The sequence below is a fragment of the Arthrobacter sp. E3 genome (genome assembly GCF_017353415.1).
Lineage (GTDB): Bacteria > Actinomycetota > Actinomycetes > Actinomycetales > Micrococcaceae > Specibacter.
This window is the reverse complement of record NZ_JAFMPX010000014.1, coordinates 1-19,788: the sequence shown is the minus strand read 5'-3', so window position 1 is coordinate 19,788 and position 19,788 is coordinate 1. Positions and strand designations below refer to the sequence as shown.

The 19,788-nt window shown below is 62.0% G+C and carries 19 protein-coding genes; 14 read left to right on the top strand and 5 right to left on the bottom strand.

Annotated elements, in window-relative coordinates; translation table 11 throughout:
- The first annotated feature begins 238 nt into the window (after window positions 1–238).
- From JMA46_RS08010 to JMA46_RS07995, 4 genes are all read left to right on the top strand, one after another.
- A complete protein-coding gene (locus tag JMA46_RS08010) occupies window positions 239–568 on the top strand; it encodes a hypothetical protein (protein WP_207344819.1) in 330 nt (109 codons plus the stop codon).
- Between the two features lie 70 nt (window positions 569–638).
- Window positions 639–1,295, top strand: a complete 657-nt coding sequence (locus JMA46_RS08005; RefSeq protein ID WP_207344818.1) for a phosphoribosyltransferase — start codon at window positions 639–641, stop codon at window positions 1,293–1,295.
- 244 nt (window positions 1,296–1,539) lie between these two features.
- Entirely contained in the window at window positions 1,540–2,205 is a 666-nt protein-coding gene (locus tag JMA46_RS08000; protein ID WP_207344817.1) for a response regulator transcription factor, read from the top strand.
- On the top strand, window positions 2,180–3,286 hold the full coding sequence (locus tag JMA46_RS07995) for a HAMP domain-containing sensor histidine kinase (RefSeq protein WP_207344816.1): 1,107 nt from the start codon (window positions 2,180–2,182) through the stop codon (window positions 3,284–3,286). The genes JMA46_RS08000 and JMA46_RS07995 overlap by 26 nt, the downstream gene beginning before the upstream one ends.
- Window positions 3,287–3,291: 5 nt before the next feature.
- Here the strand turns inward: JMA46_RS07995 and JMA46_RS07990 are convergent, their stop codons facing one another.
- On the bottom strand, window positions 3,292–4,968 hold the full coding sequence (locus JMA46_RS07990) for a copper resistance protein CopC (protein WP_207344815.1): 1,677 nt from the start codon (window positions 4,966–4,968) through the stop codon (window positions 3,292–3,294).
- A 102-nt stretch (window positions 4,969–5,070) separates the two neighbouring features.
- Window positions 5,071–10,695, bottom strand: coding sequence for an Ig-like domain-containing protein (locus tag JMA46_RS07985; protein ID WP_207344814.1), 5,625 nt, complete (start codon window positions 10,693–10,695; stop codon window positions 5,071–5,073).
- Here JMA46_RS07985 and JMA46_RS07980 point away from each other — a divergent pair.
- From JMA46_RS07980 to JMA46_RS07960, 5 genes are all read left to right on the top strand, one after another.
- A complete protein-coding gene (locus JMA46_RS07980; RefSeq protein WP_207344813.1) occupies window positions 10,694–10,858 on the top strand; it encodes a hypothetical protein in 165 nt (54 codons plus the stop codon). The two genes, JMA46_RS07985 and JMA46_RS07980, sit on opposite strands and share 2 nt — an antisense overlap.
- Before the next feature lie 133 nt (window positions 10,859–10,991).
- Window positions 10,992–12,176: an FAD-binding domain gene (locus JMA46_RS07975; protein WP_207344812.1), complete on the top strand. Its 1,185-nt coding sequence runs from the start codon at window positions 10,992–10,994 to the stop codon at window positions 12,174–12,176.
- Window positions 12,177–12,180: 4 nt separating this feature from the next.
- Window positions 12,181–12,798 (top strand): TetR/AcrR family transcriptional regulator, encoded by a 618-nt coding sequence (locus JMA46_RS07970; RefSeq protein ID WP_207344811.1) that lies wholly within the window; start codon window positions 12,181–12,183, stop codon window positions 12,796–12,798.
- A 441-nt stretch (window positions 12,799–13,239) separates the two neighbouring features.
- Entirely contained in the window at window positions 13,240–13,425 is a 186-nt protein-coding gene (locus JMA46_RS07965) for a CsbD family protein (RefSeq protein ID WP_207344810.1), read from the top strand.
- 81 nt (window positions 13,426–13,506) lie between these two features.
- Window positions 13,507–13,767 carry a GlsB/YeaQ/YmgE family stress response membrane protein gene (locus JMA46_RS07960; protein ID WP_207344809.1) on the top strand — a complete coding sequence of 87 codons (261 nt, stop codon included), beginning with the start codon at window positions 13,507–13,509 and terminating at the stop codon, window positions 13,765–13,767.
- A gap of 180 nt (window positions 13,768–13,947) precedes the next feature.
- Here JMA46_RS07960 and JMA46_RS07955 read toward each other — a convergent pair whose 3' ends face one another.
- From JMA46_RS07955 to JMA46_RS07945, 3 genes are all read right to left on the bottom strand, one after another.
- Window positions 13,948–14,640, bottom strand: coding sequence for a sigma-70 family RNA polymerase sigma factor (locus JMA46_RS07955; protein ID WP_207344808.1), 693 nt, complete (start codon window positions 14,638–14,640; stop codon window positions 13,948–13,950).
- A 179-nt stretch (window positions 14,641–14,819) separates the two neighbouring features.
- On the bottom strand, window positions 14,820–15,053 hold the full coding sequence (locus tag JMA46_RS07950) for a hypothetical protein (RefSeq protein WP_207344807.1): 234 nt from the start codon (window positions 15,051–15,053) through the stop codon (window positions 14,820–14,822).
- Window positions 15,054–15,124: 71 nt separating this feature from the next.
- On the bottom strand, window positions 15,125–15,394 hold the full coding sequence (locus tag JMA46_RS07945; protein WP_207344806.1) for a hypothetical protein: 270 nt from the start codon (window positions 15,392–15,394) through the stop codon (window positions 15,125–15,127).
- Between the two features lie 85 nt (window positions 15,395–15,479).
- Here JMA46_RS07945 and JMA46_RS07940 point away from each other — a divergent pair, with 85 nt between their 5' ends.
- The 5 genes from JMA46_RS07940 to JMA46_RS07920 all read left to right on the top strand — a co-directional run.
- On the top strand, window positions 15,480–16,124 hold the full coding sequence (locus JMA46_RS07940) for a response regulator transcription factor (protein WP_207344805.1): 645 nt from the start codon (window positions 15,480–15,482) through the stop codon (window positions 16,122–16,124).
- A 93-nt stretch (window positions 16,125–16,217) separates the two neighbouring features.
- On the top strand, window positions 16,218–17,144 hold the full coding sequence (locus tag JMA46_RS07935) for an NAD(P)-dependent oxidoreductase (RefSeq protein ID WP_207344804.1): 927 nt from the start codon (window positions 16,218–16,220) through the stop codon (window positions 17,142–17,144).
- Between the two features lie 825 nt (window positions 17,145–17,969).
- Window positions 17,970–18,551, top strand: coding sequence for a hypothetical protein (locus tag JMA46_RS07930; protein ID WP_207344803.1), 582 nt, complete (start codon window positions 17,970–17,972; stop codon window positions 18,549–18,551).
- A 31-nt stretch (window positions 18,552–18,582) separates the two neighbouring features.
- Window positions 18,583–18,900, top strand: a complete 318-nt coding sequence (locus JMA46_RS07925) for a CPBP family intramembrane glutamic endopeptidase (RefSeq protein ID WP_207344802.1) — start codon at window positions 18,583–18,585, stop codon at window positions 18,898–18,900.
- Between the two features lie 377 nt (window positions 18,901–19,277).
- On the top strand, window positions 19,278–19,788 hold a 511-nt coding region (locus tag JMA46_RS07920), incomplete at its 3' end, for a hypothetical protein (protein WP_207344801.1).

Below are 19,788 nucleotides of genomic sequence, written 5' to 3'. Positions count from 1 at the left end.
GGGCCGAACGCACGCCGGGGACACTTCACCGACATCCAGGGGCTAAGGACTTGGGCGTGTCCCGGGCCACTTTGTACCAGAGCGTGGCCGGGATTGAGGCCCGGAAATGGATGGGGTTGCAGAAGAAGTAGTTTCCGGCCGTGACGTTCCGGTGACGTGCGGCAGGAAGGTCTCTATAGTGGGATATAGATCACATGCCCGTATTCCGCGGGCACGCCTTGTCGAAGGAGAAAAGGCAATGACGCCTAAATCTCAATCCATGGTTCCTTCAGGAGAAAATCGCCCGCCGGAGCGGACTCCCGCTGCCGGGATGAGCGTGTGCGTGGAGGCCTCCAGTCAGCATCCTGCTGACTGGGGCAGGGCCTTGGCCACCGCCATCAGCCAGCTGGTCGAGCAGATCATCGACACCACCGGGATCGACCCCTGCCGCGAACCGGGTGGATTGGACTTGTCCCTGCACATTACCGGCCTACCCGGCGGTAAGTCGATCACCGTGACCTGGCAGCCTAACCCGGCAAGTACCGAGGAAACTTCTTCCCAATCACCGTTGACGCCCAGCGCTGACTGAGGCCACGAACCCGCCGTACCCTGATCAGGCTGGCTTGGGTCAGGACCCCTGAACCCCAAGGAGGTTCGCCATGTACGTTTTCGAACATCGAACCGATGCCGGCCAACAGCTGGCCGCGCAGCTTGACGCGCTCAAGGGTTCCGACGTCGTCGTGCTCGGACTGCCTAGAGGCGGTGTTCCCGTCGCCGCCGAGGTTGCGAAGGCCCTCGATGCCCCGCTTGATGTGATCGTTGTGCGCAAACTTGGGGTGCCGTTCCAGCCAGAAGTGGCGATGGGCGCGATCGCTGAGGGCGGCGTGCGCGTTCTCGATGACACGGTGCTCGCGGCGGCGCAGGTGTCGGAGGCGGAGCAGCGCGAAGTGGAGAACCGGGAGTGGGCGGCCCTTGAGGCACGTAGCGTGCGGTTGCGCCGCGGCAGGCCGCGGATCGATCTTAAGGGCTGTGTGGTCGTCATTGTCGACGACGGTATCGCTACGGGGTCGACGGCGCGGGCGGCCTGCCAGGTTGCCCGCCAGCTGGGTGCCGCACGGGTGGTGCTTGCGGTGCCTGTCGGGCCTCGCGACACCGTGGAACACTTCGTGGACGCTGACGAGGTGATCTGCGTCGTGACTCCGTCAAATTTCTTTCCTGTAGGTTCCTATTACCGGGATTTCTCCCCGACGAGTGAGGAGAAGGTGATCAAGTTTCTGGATGCGGCGGCGAGGCGTGGGCAGTTGGGGAAAGTCTAGGGTCGGCAATGAAAGTTCGTCATGGGTACCGCTTTTGGCCTTCTTCGACGTCTGCGCTGTTTTTCGCGAGCACTTTCGTTGACTCATTCGCTTGTTGACGGCCGTGGTGGCGAAGTAAAATAAGCGCACCCGGATACACCAGTGACCGGCCCATCCATGTTGTTGTGGAATACCTACAGCAATGAATTGGGGAACATCGCATGAGAAATCGTATTCCGCCTTCTGGAACTTATCTGGTGCCGGTGTGAACCGCATTGTGGTCGTCGAAGACGAGCCCAATCTTGCCCGTCTCCTGGATCGGATCCTCAGCGGTGCCGGTCACACGGTCACGGTAGCTGGCACCGTGGTTGGAGCACTGGCTGCGATCCGCACTGTCGACCCGGAACTGATTCTCCTGGATCTCATCCTTCCGGACGGTCGCGGCGAGGATATTCTGGCCGAACTGATGCGATTCCGTCCGTCGAGCCGGGTTCTGGTGCTCTCATCCATGACCGAGGTGGCCACCAGGGTGGGTGTTCTGGAGGGCGGTGCGGTGGATTTCCTCGCCAAACCGTTTGCCAATGCCGAACTGCTGGCCCGGGTGAATGCCCGCATCCGAACGGCCGCGCCGCCCGTGGCCGTACCCCGATACCTCCGCAGGGCCGGCGTCGAGATCGATGTGCAGCAACGCGAACTCGTGGTTGATGGGCGCCGTATCTCGTTGACCCAGCGGGAGTTCGTGCTTCTGACACACCTCCTCCAGCGAGCACCTGAGACGTGCACCCGGGCAGAGCTGCTTGAGCGGGTCTGGGGGACGAAATACGACACCGGCACCAACGTTGTCGACGTCTGTGTGCGCCGGCTGCGATCAAAACTCTCGAACGACAAAATCGAAACGGTGCGCAATGTTGGATATAGGATCGCGATCTAAGACAGTCCTCGCCGTCGCCTGGGTGGTGTTCGCGGGTGTGAATTGCTACCTCACCTTTGTGCTGCCGGGCAAGGAGACCATCCCCTTTCACTTGGTGTGGGCAAGTTTCGCGCTGCTCTACGGACTGTGTCCATGGCCCCGGCGTGCCACCATGGTTGCCTTTGTCGTTGTCACGACAGTGACCGGTGCCGCTCTGGTTGGTCACGCCATAGCGGGGAATATCGAATGGGAAGAATGCACAGAGATCATTTTGATGGCCGGTATTATGGCGCTGTTGATCTGGCATGTGAACCGGCAGCGGAACTCTCAAGCCCGTCTACAGGCACTGCAGCAAGCTGACCGCCGCCGCAGTCAGCAGCGGGAGAACGCCGCCCGGTTCGGTTCGCATGAGGTCCGCACCCGCCTGACCATTGCCCGTGGCTACGCGCAGCTCATCGCCGACCAATCAACCGAGCCGACGGTGCGCGAGGACGCTGAGCTGGTGGTGGCCGAACTCATTAAGGCCTCCGCGTTGGCCACCAACTTGCTCACGCTGGTCCGGGTCGTGGAGCCACCCACTACCGAGCCGGTTGACGTCGACCTGATGCTGGCCGCGATCCTGCGCCGCTGGTCCGTCACTGCGGACCGGAACTGGAGCGCCCAGAGTGCGGTTGGGACCGTCCAAGGAGACAACGAGCGGCTGGAGGCAATATTGGACTGTCTGCTCGAGAATGCGGTCAGGTTTACCGAACCAGGAGACACCATCGCCGTGACGGCTGACGCTCAGGGCGGCGAGCTGGTGTTGACCGTCCGCGACACCGGAGCGGGCATCCCCGCCGCCGATCTTGACACCGTTTTCGAGGTCTTCCGAACCGGGTCGGCCGCAGGTGAGCGGGCCGGGAGCGGGCTGGGCCTGGCCATCGTCAAGGCCGTCACGGAGGCCCGTGGCGGCACCGTCTCGGTGGCCAGTTCGCTCGGCCACGGCGCCGCATTCACTTTGCGGCTGCCGCTGCTGATGTTGCCGCCCACCCCCTCCGGAAAACCCACCACCGATTCGACTGACCGTGAGCCCCTTGATGAGTCGGTCGATGTCCGCAGCTGACTCGCTCACTTCGCTACTACCACATTGACGACGGCGGCCGGCTGCTCAAGCTCGTTGACGCGGACGGCGACGGTGATCTTCCAGGTGCCTGGCTCCGGCAGCACCACTTCGGCCCGGTAGTTTCCAGGCGTGGCCCCAGGGGTAACTTTGGCAGCCAGGGGTCCAAACCCCTGGTTCTGTTCCGCAGCACTGACTTGCGGCAGGCTGATCGGGACGATGGGATCATCCCCCACGTCGGCAAGGTCGAAGGTCAGGACGTTCAGCCCCGTCGTGCCGGGGCTGAACCGGCCGTTCAAGTGACCCGTTCCCAGCTCCGCTTGCACCTCGGTTCCGACCGGGGCTTGCACTTCGGTTGCCCGCGGATTCTGCAACGTCAGTGCGGAGGTGAGCGCAAGGACCACCACCACACCGATGGCTTCGAGGCGGACGGCGAAGGTCAGGCGGGACCAAGCCTTCCCCTTGATTTCCTCGTTCGCCAGACGGGGGAGGAGCCCGAACCGGTTCCACGCCGCGAGTGCGCCGATCACTGCGACGATGGCCAGCTTGACCATCAGCAAGCGACCGTAGGAACTGCCCACAAGAGTTGCCACGGAGCCGACCATGACCACGGCCAGGATGGTGCCCGTGATGCCCAGCAGAACGACGAGACTTCCTGCCAGCGTGGAGAACCTGCCCAGAACCACGGCAGCCTCGGTAGGGTCACCCTTCCGCCGTCGGGCACGGGCAAGGAACAAAACCAGACCCACCAGACCGCCCAGCCAAACTGCGGCTGTCGCTGCATGGACCAGATCTGAGCCCATCACCACCCAGCTGGGTCCGAAGGTCCGGGTGTGGCCGACGGGCAGCACCGAGAGCAGCGCCATCCCGGCCCCGGCCGTTCCGGCCCAGAAACCTCTCCGGCCCGGGATCCGAGCGGCCAGGAGCATCAACACCACTCCGGCGAGGGCGAGCAGCAGCGTCACCGCTGCACCACCGGACCATCCAGAAGTGAAGACGGCTGGGTCGGCCAGCCCACCGAGATCCAAACCCCTCTCCCGAACCGCGGTGAGGGGCACCAGCAGGACGTAGGTACTGATGGCGAGGAACGCAGCCACCCATCGCAGGTGGCGAGCCGCCACGGTGGTTCGGGTGACGAAGAGGTTGAAAACCGTGAGTCCCACAAGAGCGAACAACCCCAGATAGCCGAAGGCGTTCAGCGCTCCGTACAGAATGTCCACCGGGCCGGTATCGTTTTTGGCGATGGCCGGGACTGCAGCGCCGGTCTTTCCCACACTGAACGACAGCACGCCCGCAATGGGGTGGGCGTCATCGGAAATGACCCGCCAGCTGAGCTTGTAGCTGCCGTCGGCGAGGTTCGGCGGCAAGGTGGCCGTGACGGTGGCATCCAACTGCTCGACATGCACAGTGCGCTGAACGCCGCTGCCGTCGTAGAGCTGGAACCCGTCGGGGACAGGGGCAACGGTCTCACCAAAGACAAGCTCCACCGAGCTCGGTGCCTTGGACAGTGCTGCGCCGTCGACGGGCGTCGAGTATAGCAGCGCGGCGTGTGCCAGGACAGGGGTTGGCAGCACCACCATCAGCAAGTACAGCGTGGCGAACAGCAACACGAGGAACCGGCGTGCCAGCGGCCTCCGGGCCCGTGACTGCTGCCAGCGGTTGCGACGGGAAGTTTCTGTCAACACGATCGTCTCCTGATCCTGTAGGACTGGGCCCATACACGCAATGTACACCGCCGCCCAACCCCGACGTGCGGGGTTGGGCGGCGGTGTACATCGCGGATAGTGCTAGTTGCCTGTCGTGAAGCTCCAGGTCACGGGAGCCAGCGGATTGCCCGCAGCATCCTTGATCCCGTTGCCCAGGGTGAGCGTGTACTTCGTGTTGGCCAGCAGGGTGCCGGTCGGGTTCAGTGTCGCCACCCTCGTGGTGCCGGAGTAGCTGACAACTGACGGGAAGGCGGCGCCGTTGGAGCTCCGCTTGATGGTGAAATTCCCGTTTGCCGCGGCCGTGGCGGGCAGGCCTGTGACTGCCTCGCTGAACTTTGCGGTGATATTCGCCGTCCGGCTGACCCTGGTGGCATTGACCGCCGGGGTCCGATTCGTCACGACAGGCGCGGGACCGGTGATGAAGGTCCACGTCTTGGCGGTGAGCGGGTTGCCTGCCACGTCCTTGACCGCGTTGCTCAGGGTCAGGGTGTAGGTCCTGTCGCTGAGCAGTGGTGCGTTCGGGGTCAGCGTGGCAACCCTGGTGGTGGCGTTGTAGCTGACCTTGGAGGCGATGGTTGCCGTTCCCAGCTTCAGGGTGAAGTTGGGGGTGCTGGCAGCGGTGGTGGGCAGGCCCGTCACTGCTTCGCTGAAGGTTGCCCTCAGCGGGGTCCGGGTGGTCGCCGTTCCCAGTCCGACGCCGGTGGCTCCGGCGGCGGGGTTGGTGTTGGTGACCGTCGGCGCGGGACCGGTGATGAAGGTCCAGCTCGTCGCTGCCAATGAACCGCCTGTCACGCTCTTGATGGCCGTGGTCAACGAGAGGGTGTAGGTCTTGTCAGTTGCCAGGGCCGACGTCGGGGTGAGGGTTGCCGTCCGCGTCGCCGCGTTGTAGCTTACCGAGGCGGCAACGGACGTTGCGCCCTGCTTCAGCGTGAACGTGGAGTTGCTGACTCCGGTGACGGCCTCGTTGAAGGTGACGGTTGGGCGAACGTTGGTCGCCACACTGGTCGCCCCGGCTGCGGGGTTCTGGCTGGTCACCTTCGGGATGGTGGCAACCGTGGTGGCTGTGAGGACAGGCGCCGAGACCGTGTTTCCGGCCGCGTTCCATGCTGTCACCCTGTAGGCGTATTGTCCGGTACCGGCAGTCTTGTCGGTGTAGGTGGTGACGTTCGCCAGTGTGGTGGCAAGGGGGGCGTACGTGCCGGGCGTGCCGTTGGCAAGCGGCGCACGCTCAATCTTGTAACCGAGCTCGTTCTTCGCATTGCCCCAAGTGGTGGGATCCGTGATTGATACCGGGGTCCCGTCAGTCCAACTCAGCAGCACGTCACTCGCCGGTCTGGTGAAGCTCAATACTGAGGCGTCGGCCAGGGTGCGGGGTGTGCTGACCGCGATGGGCCGCATCATGTCCATCTCCTCGTGGCTGAGGATGTGGCAGTGCCACACGTATTCCCAGCCGAAGTTGGTCATGTCGTTGCTAATCGGGGCGATCGGATTGCCGTTGGTGTCGGTGTTGTTGAACCCGGCCTCGTACCCGTTGACACCGGTGATCGAGCCCTTGGCACCTAGCGGCATCATCGGGTTCAACGGCCGGTTGCTGTCCGGGATGGCGAACGGGAGTTTCGGCAGGATGGGGCGGACCGCCACGATGGTGTCCTCCAGCGGACTGACACGCACCGTGTCCTTCCAGCCGATTTCTGTAGGTTCAGGCGGGATGATGATGTTGTCCCAGGTGACCCTGTTCAACAGTTGCACGTCATTGAGGTGGAAGTGCAGCGGGTGGGTGTCCACACCGTTGTGGGTGATCTTCCAGATCTGCGTGCCGTCTGCGTTGGTGGATATGGGGGTCACATTGAGGCTGTTGGTCCCCTTGGTGCCATCCAGGTTTTCCGTGGACGGGTTCACGTACGGGTAGAGGATGATGTTTTGCAGCAGCGGTGTTGCTCCTGGCGCCTCCAACCCGATGTTGCCGCTCATGCGCCCCCACTCGTCAAAGTTCGCTGCGTTCATTTCATCGTGGACGCTCTTGCCCTCGATGGGAACGCTGAGCTGGGGACCCGCCAAGGTGTCGAATTTGAACTGCTCGCCTCCTTGCTCGGCGATGCGCGCGAACCCGTCGCACTTGGCTGCGGGGGTGACGGCCGCGTTGCAATACCCGTTGCCGACGAAGCTCGTCCCGTAGGCCTGGTTGTACGCGGATTGGCCAACCACGATCGGGTTTTGGCTGGACTCAAACACTCCGGCGGGGTTGCCGGCAGCGTCGGTGTGGTGGTCGAACGCGGCCATCAGCTTGCCCATTTGGTCAGCGGTGGTGTTTGGCCGGTCGAAGGCCAGCGCAGGTGCTGCGGTGGATACCTTGACTTGCATGACCGAGCGGGTGTCGGGCCCGTAGCCGGGCAGCGTGGTGGGTGCGCCGGCCGGGAACATGTCCGGTCCGCCGGTGTAGTAGTCGTAACCGGGGATCCTGCCCGGGAACGCCGCAGGTGCATCGTTGTAGAGGATCAGCGTCTTCCCTCGGTAGGCGGAGAAGTCCACGATCACGTCGGCGCGTTCAGCCGGTGCGAGAAGCAGCGAGTGCTGGTCCACGTTGCCGACGTCGAACCTGGTTGCGTCCGTGATGAACGTTGTCTCATGGGCGGGCACCACTGCCGGGGTCGGCAGGAAGCCTCCCTCGTTGCCGATCTGGATCCAGTCAGGGCCCTTGGGGCTCTTGGCCGTGTCCGGTGTCGGCATGACGACCGGGTCGGTCTGTGCCAGCGAGAGTTCGCTGGCCTTCAGCGCAACCTCGGTGCCTGTTGCTGGATCGGCGACGTACCAGGAAAGGTTCCAGAACCGGTCGTCGGAACCGTTGAGGATCCTGAACCGGTAGGACTTGGGATCCATGGTCGTCGTCGGGTAGGCGGTGCCATTCACCACGGGGGTGTCATGGAAGGCTTCCATGCCCACGGAGTTGTTCGGCGTCGACGGGATCAGGGCTGGCTCGCAGAAGTCAGCAACGTTCGCATCGCAGGCGGGGTCGTAATAGGGGTTGGCGATGGGCGGGTACTTGGCGTCCTTGGCCGGCGGCCAGAACCACGGGCCGTAGAACCAGCGGCCGAAGGCGCTCATGCCGGTGGAGTCGCCAGGGTTCTGCGCGGGCATGTACACGTGCGGTTGCCAGAGGTTGCCTTCGCCACCCCACTTCTTAGCATCCCAAGTCGGGTCAAGCTGGGCCATCCGTGTGGTGCTAGGCACGAACGTCTTGTCCTGGATGATCAGCTCAGTTCCCATGCCGAGCCCCTCAAGGGCTCCGCCGGGGGCCATCAGCTTCTGCTCGGCGTCGTCCGTGATCATGTAGCCGGCTACTTCACCGGCGTACACGTTGAGCCGGGTGATGCCCCACGCGTGGTCGTGGTAGAACATCATGCGGGCGCTCTGCTGGTTGGTGTAGAAGAAGGTCTCGGCACCGGGGCCGGGATCTGGCATGTCCGGGACGTTGCTGACGCTGACGCCCTTGGGGTAGGCGGTGTTTTCGCCGCCGGGGGTGACCCACTGGTGAGGTGTACCGTCACTGATCCACGGGGTGATGCCGCCGTGCAGGTGCAAGGTGGCGCGGTTCTCCGAGTAGCAGGTGGCCGGCTTCGGCGTTTCGCCACACATCGGGTTGCGCACGCCGTCAAGGACACTTCCCTCGTCCGGCGCCATGTCTTCCGGAACTTTCGTTGCGGGATCGAGCGTCATCATGTCGGGGCCGGCGCCTGAACCCATGACCGAGGTGTCGACCGGCAGGAACAGGTCGCCATCCACACCGGTGGGCAGCAGGTTGCGGAACAGGACGCGGACGGGCTTGTTCTTCGAGGCGACGATGGTCGGGCCGAGGTAATGCGGGTTGTCCACGCCGTTGAAGCTGATGGGGCTGTCGGGGATGGCCGGGTCAATGTTGGCGTTGCCGAGGGCCACCTTCTTGCCTGGGACGACGCTGGTGGAGAGCTGGACGTAGCCGCGAAGGAGAGTGGCCGGCAGGTCCCGGTGGAACTTCATCCGGAATTGCACCACCGCGATTTCGTAGTAGTCCGTACCTGGATAGGTGGTGGTGTCGGGTACCGCGACCGGGATGTACTGGCCCAGGTCGTTGGCGTTGGCCTCACCTTGGCCGGGCAGCGTGTCGACGAACTTCTTGATGCCGGGGGTGAGGTATCCGGCTCCGGGGGTGGTCACCACAATTTCGGTGACGGAGCCTTTGACAGCCACTTTGGCAGTTCCGCTGGCACCCTTGTCGGCAATGCCCACGGTGTCCGCAATGGTCACTGTGGGTGCTGAGAGGTAGCCCGCACCACCGCTGGTCATGTCGATCCGGGTGACGCCGATGGTGGCGACAACGCTGGCCCACACGGTGGGGTTGGTCTTGCTGGCATCGGTGATGGTCACTGTCGGAGCGGACGTGTAGCCACTGCCGGCGATCGCAAGTTCGACGCCGGTGACCACACCGTTGGCGTCCATGGTTGCGCTGGCAGTGGCCTGCACGCCGTCGGCCAGGTCAGGCTTGGAGATGTTAACCAACGGCTGGGCTGCGTAGCCCTTGCCTCCATCGGTTAGTTTCAAGTCATCGACTGTCCCGCTGGCCAGTGCCTGTGCCTCCGAACCGGCAGTAGGGTTGCCGCCTGCCAGGGTCACGGTGGGGGCGGTGAAGCCGTAGCCCGTCTCGTTGACGTCAATGCTGGTGATGACGCCGGTGGCGATCTTGGCGGTGGCTTTAGCCACTGTGGTGGGGGTGACTCCGGCAGTCGTGATTGTCACCGCGGGCGGAACTGCGTAGCCGGCGCCTGGGCTGGTTACGGTCACACCTGAGATTGCGCCCGTCTTCGGGTCCACCGAGGCTGTTGCCTCGGCGCCCGTTCCCGGGTCGGCGATGGTCGGAGTGACGTCAGCGCCAAAAGAGTAGGTGCGGTCATGTGAGAAGTCCGGATAGTTCGTGGCTCCCAGCTTGAGAGTGGAGTCCTTGGCTGGGGCAACGTTGGCGGCCATTGTCGTATCGCCGCTAGCCGGTGTGCTCAAGGTGTCGCCATTGGCGGGAACCCCTGTGTCAACTGGAATCCCTTGGCCGTAAAAGCCGATCACGTCGTTTTTCTGCACAGTCACGGCTGGCACGGTGTAGGTGGTGACCTCTCCGGTGGCGACTGCCGGTACCGGGACTGTTAGCTGGTCGCTGGCGAAGACGACGGTGTATTCGCCAGCAGTGGCTGTGGGTCGCAACACCAGTGCGTGGAAGAGGTTGCCAGCTGAGGTGGTTGGACTCCCTCCAGTCGTGCCTTGGTTCCAGCTCTGGAAGTCGTGGAGGGTGCCAGCTGGCAGTTTCGCATGGTCAAGGACAATGAGCACTGGGCCCATTTCACCCGGCGGCTTGGCGTAGTCGGTCGCGTACTGGCGCTCAGTTAGCGGGTTGCCGTACAGGACCGGTGTGGGGGTTCCGACGCCGATGCTCACCATGGCGTCTGCCAGCACCTGGGGGCTGTTGGCCCAGTTGGGGAAAGGACCGAAGTAGTGGGGGACTTTCGTCGCGTCGGTGGCGCTCGCAGGTACTGCGGCCTGTGCCGCATCGGGTCCGGAGAAGTTGTTGATCCCTGCCAGCGGGCCGATGCTGCTGAGCAGCAAAGCGAGCGTCACAATGACGGCCGGCCTGCTCAATCGGCGCCTCGGGGCCCGGTGGTAGGGGTGGTGGGCAGGTGTTCGCATGATGATTCCCCTCACAGGCGGAGTGCAGGATTACAGGCTCTATGTGACGAGTGTCATCCCGCGACGTCCCGATTGGGCGATTTATGACATAAGTGTCATCTGGCCCGTGGTTTTCGTGGTCTGGGACCTTGGCGGTTCAGGCATTGTCGGCAGAGAGACCTAATGAAACAGAGGGCTTCTCGCGCGGATTCCAGACCATCTATCAGCAGCAATCCAGCCGCTTACATGCATCAGTGACATCTGTAGACCACCGGTTTATACTGGTGGTCTAAGCAAGGTTGGATCGAGGTTCCATCATGAAGGTCTTAATTGTGGGTGCAGGTATTGCGGGCCCCACGCTGGCGTTCTGGCTGAACAAGGCGGGGCACCATGTCACCATCGTCGAACATGCACAGGAATTGCGCAGCGGCGGATACCTGATCGATTTTTGGGGTGCAGGGTTCGAAGTGGCGGAGAAGATGGGCATCGTGCCCAAACTGCGTGAGCGCGGGTACGTCATGACGGAAGCCAGGGCCGTCAATCGCGAAGGTCGAAAGGTGGCGTCCTTCAAGCCCGATGCCATCATGGAATCGGTGGAGACCTATTTGAGTCTGGCCCGCTCCGACCTCTCTGCGGTGATCTACGAAGCCCTTGGCGGTGCTGCCGAGCTGATCCTGGGCGACACGGTGGCAGAGCTTGCCGACGACGGCGATCGGGTGCGGGTCACCTTTGAGAGCGGGAGGACGGGAGACTTCGACTTGGTCGTCGGCGCCGATGGACTCCACTCCAAGGTAAGGCAGCTCGCCTTCGGCCCGGATCAAGGATTCGAGCGGTACCTTGGCATGGTTGTCGCCGCGTTCGAAACGACGGGATATCCGCAGCGGGACGAACTCGTTGCGATGATGTACGCCGACGTCGGCTTTCAGGCTGTTCGGCTTTCCCTGCGCGACGACAAGACGTTGTTCCTGTTTAGCGTCCGGCATGAGGGTGAAGTACCAGCTGATCGCGCAGCACAGGAAGAGTTGTTGCGGGCTACCCTCGCCGCCAAGGGGTGGGAGGTGCCCTGCATGCTCGATCTCATGGGCAAGGCCAAGGACTTCTATTTCGATTCTGTGAGCCAGATCCGGATGCCATCGTGGACGACGGGGCGGGTGGCTTTGGTGGGCGATGCCGCGGCGTGCCCCTCGTTTTTGGCGGGGCAGGGGTCCGCCTTGGCTATGGTGGAGGCCTACACGCTTGGTGCCGAGCTGGCCTCCGGCGGTGATGCGGGTGACGCGTTCGCTCGCTATCAGGCGCTACTGGCCCCGCTGCTGCAATCCAAGCAGGATGCCGCCGTTGGTTTGGGGCTGGCGTTCGCGCCGAAGAACAGACTCCAGCTTTTTGAAAGGAACACTGTGATGCGCTTGATGGGCCTTCCCAAGATTGCCGACCTCGTCATGGGGAGAAGCTTCCACGACGCGGTGGAGCTTCCTGCGTTTCCCGCATCGAAGACAGCGCTGTAAGCGGATGGTGAGGCCCCGATTTACGAAACTGCCGCTGAAGCAGCAGCAGGCCATTGTGCAGGCGGCCTTGGACGAATTTGCCGCCCACGGCTTCCATGATGCTTCCCTGAACCGGATGATCGAGGCGGCCGGTATTTCCAAGGGCACGATGTACTACTACTTCGACGGCAAAGAGGATCTCTATGCCTATGTTGCGCGCACCGGTTTGGCCGGGCTCTTTGTCCGTGTGGGGCCGCTGCCGGAGCTGGACGTGGGTGGTGCAGATGAGTTCTGGGCCGTGCTGGAAGGCTACTACCTGAATTTGTTGCGGGCGCTTGCTGCGTCCCCTCAACTGGCGGCATTGCTGCGCGGTTGGACTGCTGCTTCGAGAACTCCCTCGTTCGAGACGGCAAAGGCTGACCTTGAGCAGGCCTCACTGCCCTGGATCGAGCAGGCCCTCGCTACCGGTCAAGGCGTGGGGGCAGTGCGCGAGGATCTGCCACCGTCCCTGCTGATCGCCGTCGTGATGGGAATGGGCCAGGCAATGGATATCTGGCTCATGGCACAGCAGCCGGACGACGACGCGCTGCCGGGACTGGTTAGCAGCCTGATCACCATGATCCGAAGGGCAGTCAGTGCATAAAAGTCAGGCACGAGGCTTGACACGGACAAGGAATCTTTTGAGCCTCGTGCCCTTCGCGCCACCAGATTTGGCATCGCAGCAAGTGCAGGTCTGTCCGACGGCGGCCGGTCCAGCAAGGCGGCCACCGCGGCACTGGCGCAGCAGCTGTGCCGCCTGCCCGTTAACACCACGGCACACGTCGAAGACGGGTACTCTGGCGATTCCGCCGAGGTTACGGTGCTGTTCCGGCTCTTTGCCGTACCGGGCGGCCGTGGACGCGGCCCTGCGATTACAAAAGCACTCTATGCAAAAGAAACTGGTAGCGAAAATGTTTGAATTCCCCGGTTGGGGGAATTGTAAAGGGTGAGGCTCGTGGCGCCATTGCTGCGTAGCCCGGTAAACGGACCGAAGCGCAGCGGCCGGGCGGCCGCTCGTGCTTATCGTTCCCTGAAGGAGACACACATGGGTATCGCAGACAAGTTTGAAAATAAGGCCGAGGAGCTCAAGGGCAAGGCCAAGGAGCATATCGGTGCAGCCACGAACGATCAGGGCCTTGAAGCGGAAGGCGAAGGGGACCAGGCCAAGGCCGGTATCAAGCAGGCTGGTGAGCACGTCAAGGATGCTGCCAAGGACGTCACTGGCCGCTAATCGTCGCGGAGTCACCGGGGCACGCCCAGAGTGGGTACGCCCCCACTCGATCTGAGAAGTTGAAACAAAAGGAGTTAGTTCATGAGTTTTATCGCGTTCCTGATATTGGGACTCATCGTTGGTGCAATAGCGAAAGCCATTCTGCCCGGCCGTCAGAGTGGTGGGATCCTTATCACCATGCTCCTGGGAGTCGTGGGGGCCTTGATCGGTGGATGGATCGGTGGGGCGATCTTCGGCGTCGGGCTTGAGAATTTCTGGAGCCTGCAAACCTGGCTGGTCGCCATCGTGGGCTCACTGGTCGTCTTGGGCATCTATGGCGCCATTGTGCGGCGCCGCGCCTGACACGAGGCGAGCACACGGGCCCTATTCAGATCTCGATAGATCGAAGAGTTGGACAAGGATTCCTGTGACAAGCACATCGGCCAAGTGCTATTTCTAGCGTGAAATTAAGGTGGCCCCGTCCCGCGTCCTCCAAGGGGGACGCGGGACGGGGCCACCTCGCGTTTTATCCAGCGCTGTCGTTTACTTTTCCGCGGGCTCGGTCAGGCGACGCCCGAGACGGTCGAGCAACTGTTTGAGGCGTCGGGAAATCTGCATTTGACTGACACCGAGTTCCTGGGCGATCTGCCCCTGCGACAACTCCAGGACAAAGCGCAGATGAAGTAGCAGCCGGTCTTGCTCGCTCGTGTCGCTGAGAGCCGTTTCAAGGGTCAGCTTCTGCTCAACGCGTTCATAGCCGGGGTCCTCCGCAGCTAGAAGGACGTCGTGCCCTCGGTCCTCGAAGCTCGTTGGTGAATCATTTTGCTCGATCGGTTGGGCGACCATGGCCGTCTCGGCTATCAATGCCAGCGTCGTTTCCGTCACTGACATGCCAACGGCCAAACTCAGATCGGCGATTGAAGGATACCTTCCCAGATGCTGAGTCAGCTCGGGGCGTACCTGCCTGATCTTGAGCCTGGCTTCCTGGAGGGACCTCGGTGGCCTCACCACCCAGGAATGATCCCTGAGATGTCGTTTGAGCTCCCCAGTGATGGTCGGCACTGCAAAGGCCATGAACCCATGATTTCCCAAGTCACGGTACCTCTTGGCAGCCTTCACTAGTCCGAGCCGGGCTACCTGCTGCAAGTCTTCGGCCTCACACCCCGGGGCGTTGTAGCGGCGCGAGAGAGCGTCGGCTAGCCCCACGAACTGAAGCACCAACTGATCAGCACTCATCCCGGACTCTAACCTTGGTGGTTGTGGCGAGAGGGGAATGCCGTCAGGGGAAAGCCCGAGTGTGAGAGTTCGGGAGATTGATTCCAGCAACGTATCTCCGGGATTGGAGTCACGGAACAGCGGAGGAGTTCTGGGCCGCTGAGTGTGCGAGTACATGATGTCGCACACGTCCGCCGCGTTCAGCGGGCTGCCAGACGGATGACAGCGAGCTTTTCGAAAGGAATAAGGTACCCATCCCATCGGTGGTCGTGCCCTGGCAGGAATACCGTCTCGGCTGAGAACGTGCGCTGGCGGTGCCGGCCGGACGCTACAACCCACATGACGCGGACGTGGTTCCCCTCGTGGGCAACCACGTATCCGTGGATCTCGATGCCGCCATCCCTGACCACCACCCTCGCGGCCGTTGCCTGCAAGTCAGCCGATGATCGGGTCTGAGGATGCTCAACCTGACTTGGAGTTACCTGTTGCGTGGTCCTGGTTGGCACTATTTGACCGCCAGGTTTTCAGAGGAGGCGGTTAGTGACGGCCCAAGTGGTTGTGGGCTGTCCGGGGCTGTGTGCCCGAGCCCATAGCGGTGTATGGCCGCGACGATTGCTTGCTCGCGTCGGGTCAAGGCTGCGATGCGTTTGGGATCGTCGGTGTTCCGGTGTTCATCTTCGGCCAGAGCCAATTGAACAATAAGCTCCCGAACAGTCGCCTGGTGGAGATCGTCGTCCTCCGGCGTGCTTCTGTTCATGGTTTGGGCTGAATTCATCCCCAAAGCCTAATTATCGAAGGGGGTAACGTCTTCACCCCAAGGGGTGAACTCTTGCGCCCCCCACCTACCGTATGGTGAGAAAATGGCAAACCTGCGCGTCGCCCTCGTGGATGACTATGAAATCGTGCTTCGAGGGCTGGAGATGATGCTTCGGTCCTATGGGGATACCGTTGAGGTCATCGAACTCGACCTCAATCGAAATGTGGCCGAACCGGTTGATCTCACGCTCTACGACACGTTCGCGGCGACGCCGGGAGACGGTGCGGATGTGCACGAACTGGCAAGCAATCCGCTGGCCGGCAAGGTGGTTGTCTATTCGTGGGACCTTGATGAAACACGGATCGAAGCTGCACTGGCTAACGGCGCCAGCGGGTACCTGTCCAAAGGCCTTCCCGCGGCCCACCTTGTTAGTGCCCTCCACGATATCCACCGGGGTGAAAGCCAAGTTTTCCAAGGGCCCAGTGGCCAGTCGAAATCTACCCTCGGTGATTGGCCCGGCCGCGAAGAAGGCCTGACCCAACGGGAAGCTGAAGTTCTTGCCCTCATCACCCAAGGTCTGGGTAACGCGGAGATAGCAGAAAGGGCCCGGCTATCCATCAACACCGTCAAGACGTTTATCCGTAGCTGCTACCGCCGTATCGGCGTAACGGACCGCTCCAACGCCATCCTTTGGGGACTTGAGCACGGATTCTTTCCAGACCACAAACGCGTCCGACCGCGACAGTAAATATGGACTATAAACGGACGCCATGATCTCTCGAGGTTAACGTGCGACGGCGGCGGCTCCCCAGCCGTCGTCGTCGTGCGTTAAGCTGCCACCATGACACAGTTTGCCCCCCGCATTAGCGTTTTGCCCGACTCCCACCCCTTGTTTGCCACGGCCGTCACGGACGGTGGCGGCGTGCTGACCGATCTTGCTGACAATCCCGACGGGCTGGTGGTCGGCTTCAATCCGGACCGGGCCGCACTCAAAACCATCCTGGACACGCGGCCGACGATCCGCTGGGTGCAGCTGCCATCCGCCGGGATTGAGTCCTACATGGACACAATTGCGGCGTACCCGGAAAAAATATGGACCAGCGCCAAAGGTGCCTATGCCCCACCCGTGGGCGAACACGCTCTTGCCCTGACGCTGGCCCTGCTGCGCCAGCTGCCGGAGCGGGTACGGGCCACCTCGTGGGGCCCCCAGGCCGGAACGTCGTTGCACGGACTGAACGTTCTGGTGGTCGGCGCGGGCGGCATCGGCATGGAAATTGTGCGGCTGATGAAGGCCTTCAACACCAATGTCACGGTGGTCCGCCGACAGAATATTACCGTTCCCGGCGCGGACCGCACCGTCACCTCGGAGGCCTTGGTGCAGGTGCTGCCTGAAGCGGATGTGGTGGTCCTTGCGGCCGCGCTGACGCCTAACACCCGCTGGCTGTTGGGCGCACCGGAGCTGGCTCTATTGAAGCCAAGCGCCGTGGTGGTGAACATTGCCCGGGGTGGCCTGATCGACACGGATGCACTGTGCGCCGCGTTGGCGGCCGACCGGTTGGCCGGGGCCGGTCTGGACGTCACGTACCCTGAGCCGCTGCCCGACGGCCACCCGCTGTGGGCTGAGCCCAAGGCGCTGATCACCCCCCACAGCGCGGACACGTTCGAAATGGTGGCCTCACTGCTGGCCGCCCGTGTGGCGGAAAATGTCCGCCTGTTTGCCAGCGGACAGGAGCTGGCCGGGGTGGTAGACCCGGTAGCGGGCTACTAGTTTCCGGGGCTTGTCTTTTGGTCGGCTGGGGTGAAGAAGCAGATGTTGCTTTGGTCGGTTTCCCCTCGATGGCCAGCGGCACCCCAGGCAGCCCAGACCGCGGGCCACCATGCCACACACGGCCACGCACGGCCACGAAGCTGGTGCATTGCTAGGCAATCCTGGGCCCCAGGCCAGACTCGCGCAGGTTGGGCAGCTGGTTCTCCCGCGCCGTGGAGATGCCCAGCAGCCAGGGGTGGGCTGCCTCGCCACTGACGACGGAGAACGTGGTGAAATTGTCCCTGAACCGGATAGGAGAAGGGAGGAATGGGGGAGCGGACCGTTGCGAGCGTAGGCTCCACGCATTGGAACCTACAGCCTCACGGTGTCCCGAGACAATAAACAGCAGAATCTAGCCACTTTGGTACTGGGAGCGGGTTGAACCTCACAGCAGATTGGTTCACGCTACGAGCAGTATGAGGAACTTGACCGCCCAGAAACCGTGAAGCGTGCAGACTTCCGGGCACGGGGGATTCAGGTCCAATCGATCACAGACGGGATAGACGCTTCAAACACCAGCGGCATTGCGAAGTCCGTTCCTGGTCAGTTGATGGCCAGCGCTCCCCTGCGAAACCGTACTGCTTGCGCATGTGATGGTGCGGTCGTATTGAAGGCAGTAAGCCGCGCCTGCTAGGATGCCTCGACCACCCCATGGAGGAAACCCGACTTGCCGGCTAGAGATTGACTCAAAAACCTGGCACCGCCGGACCAAGCCTTCTACGGGTGCCACCAACGTCGCCCCTCGGGCTCCGGGTGTGGATACCGAAACCATTTTAGGATGAATCGATGAGCCGATCCGAGAACATGGAACGCGCGGTCCACTCCCAAAGTCGTACCGTGGTCATTGTCGCTTGGATAACGATTCTTGCGGTTTCCTTGCCCGAAATTATCCTGCGGGAGATGTTCCACTACGTTCCCTCTGAGGGATTGCGGATCGCGTTCCCCGTGGGAGTTGCCTTTGCCGGTCTAGCGCTGACGTTTCTTTGGAAATCGATACGGAGATTGCGCGAGTTTTTCGGCCTGCTGCTCGTGCTGGTCGTGAGTCAGTGGTGGGTCTACACGAGAATCGCCCAGTTGCCGTTCCTGCAGTCATGGATGGAAGACACGTCGTTCACCGTCCGGATGATTGTGGATCAGTCGATGAGGCTTACGGTCACTGGCATCATCATCGTCCTCTTGTTCATCCTCAAAAATGAAGGCTTCAGCTTTCTACCTCACCCGGGGATACCTCGCTGCGCCGGTGACTCCGGTGCGACTGTTAGGAACGAAGCCAACCTTGCGCTGGAATGTTTTTGGGCGAAACCTTGCCATCTTCATCAGCCTTGGTACGTTGGCATTTCTGTTGATCGCGGGGCGACCCTCGGTTGATGTGCTGCCAGGCTTGGTTCCACTCATTCCTGTGATTGTGTTGACTGCTGCGTCTAACGCCTTCAACGAGGAGGTGACCTTTAAGTCGTCGTTCCTGTCGGTTCTGGAGGGCCCCGCTGGGCGCACGCAGGGGCTGCTGCTGGTGGCGGCCTTCTTTGGCTTCGCTCACTTCTACGGGATGCCCTACGGGATAGTGGGGGTACTCATGGCCGGCGTTCTGGGCTGGCTCCTCGGCAAGTCGATGCTGGAAACAGGAGGCCTATTCTGGGCGTGGTTCATTCACTTCTGCCAAGACATCTTGATCTTCGGATTCATTGCGGCAGGGACGGGAGCACTCGTGGGCGGCTGAGAGGAGGAGAGTGCGCAACGTCACGCTTGTGTACGGCGCCACCAACTTCACCATGGCGCCACGCATCGCGCGCGATAGTTCGCTCCCATACTTCTCCCGTTTCGACTTGAGCATTACCTCCTGACCGGTGGAGCCCGGCTTGACGATGCAGAACATGAACGAGTCCCGGCTCTGCCGTGAGCTTGAGCCAATCACTGATGACGCGTACGGCAGCTATGAGATTCTCGCAAGCTTGTGGTTCTACGACACAACATCTGACTTGTGACTTTCTGACGCGCAGGTGAAAGTGGGCAGACCCAGGCTAGGATTCGGATGTATGCCGCCTGCAGTCTTAACGCAACCAAGTCGCAAGATGCAGACCATTGGAGGAGTTCGTGGTGACCCACAACCAAGATACGCCAGCAAGCAGGCCCAACATCGATGGTTCGACCTCTCCCGAGACTGTCGTTGACGGCAACTCTGCTCCTGTTGCTGGAGAGGTCAGACCCGCATATATTCGTTTTTTCCAGGGGACTAAAGATACGTACGCGAAAACAATATCCCCAGCGTTCAAGTTCATTCTGGGCGTTGCCGCGATAACCACAGCAATTACTGCCATTTTGGCCTTTGCACCGATGGCCTTCAACACAGCCTTTCCTCGAGTTCGTGCGGCGGACACGCTCCAGAGTCTTCACGCGGGATACACCTTGGACGTGTTCAAGGAGAAACTCGGGGCACCCACAATGATCAAGCGGGTCTCCTTGGAACCGGAAATCACAGAGATTGGCTATCCATGTAACTGCCGTGATGTCGGGGGCTGCGCGTATTGTGTGGCTCATGATGGATGTGCCAGTGGAGGGCCGGGATTTTCCGGGATCATTGCCCGAACTGCGGGCATGGTTCCGGTCG

Coding starts and splice junctions, on each gene's coding strand:
- JMA46_RS08010 (WP_207344819.1), top strand. CDS start 239: ATGACGCCTAAATCTCAATCCATGGTTCCTTCAGGAGAAAATCGCCCG.
- JMA46_RS08005 (WP_207344818.1), top strand. CDS start 639: ATGTACGTTTTCGAACATCGAACCGATGCCGGCCAACAGCTGGCCGCG.
- JMA46_RS07995 (WP_207344816.1), top strand. CDS start 2,180: ATGTTGGATATAGGATCGCGATCTAAGACAGTCCTCGCCGTCGCCTGG.
- JMA46_RS07980 (WP_207344813.1), top strand. CDS start 10,694: ATGATGATTCCCCTCACAGGCGGAGTGCAGGATTACAGGCTCTATGTG.
- JMA46_RS07985 (WP_207344814.1), bottom strand. CDS start 10,695: ATGCGAACACCTGCCCACCACCCCTACCACCGGGCCCCGAGGCGCCGA.
- JMA46_RS07975 (WP_207344812.1), top strand. CDS start 10,992: ATGAAGGTCTTAATTGTGGGTGCAGGTATTGCGGGCCCCACGCTGGCG.
- JMA46_RS07970 (WP_207344811.1), top strand. CDS start 12,181: ATGGTGAGGCCCCGATTTACGAAACTGCCGCTGAAGCAGCAGCAGGCC.
- JMA46_RS07965 (WP_207344810.1), top strand. CDS start 13,240: ATGGGTATCGCAGACAAGTTTGAAAATAAGGCCGAGGAGCTCAAGGGC.
- JMA46_RS07960 (WP_207344809.1), top strand. CDS start 13,507: ATGAGTTTTATCGCGTTCCTGATATTGGGACTCATCGTTGGTGCAATA.
- JMA46_RS07955 (WP_207344808.1), bottom strand. CDS start 14,640: ATGAGTGCTGATCAGTTGGTGCTTCAGTTCGTGGGGCTAGCCGACGCT.
- JMA46_RS07945 (WP_207344806.1), bottom strand. CDS start 15,394: ATGAATTCAGCCCAAACCATGAACAGAAGCACGCCGGAGGACGACGAT.
- JMA46_RS07940 (WP_207344805.1), top strand. CDS start 15,480: ATGGCAAACCTGCGCGTCGCCCTCGTGGATGACTATGAAATCGTGCTT.
- JMA46_RS07935 (WP_207344804.1), top strand. CDS start 16,218: ATGACACAGTTTGCCCCCCGCATTAGCGTTTTGCCCGACTCCCACCCC.
- JMA46_RS07930 (WP_207344803.1), top strand. CDS start 17,970: ATGAGCCGATCCGAGAACATGGAACGCGCGGTCCACTCCCAAAGTCGT.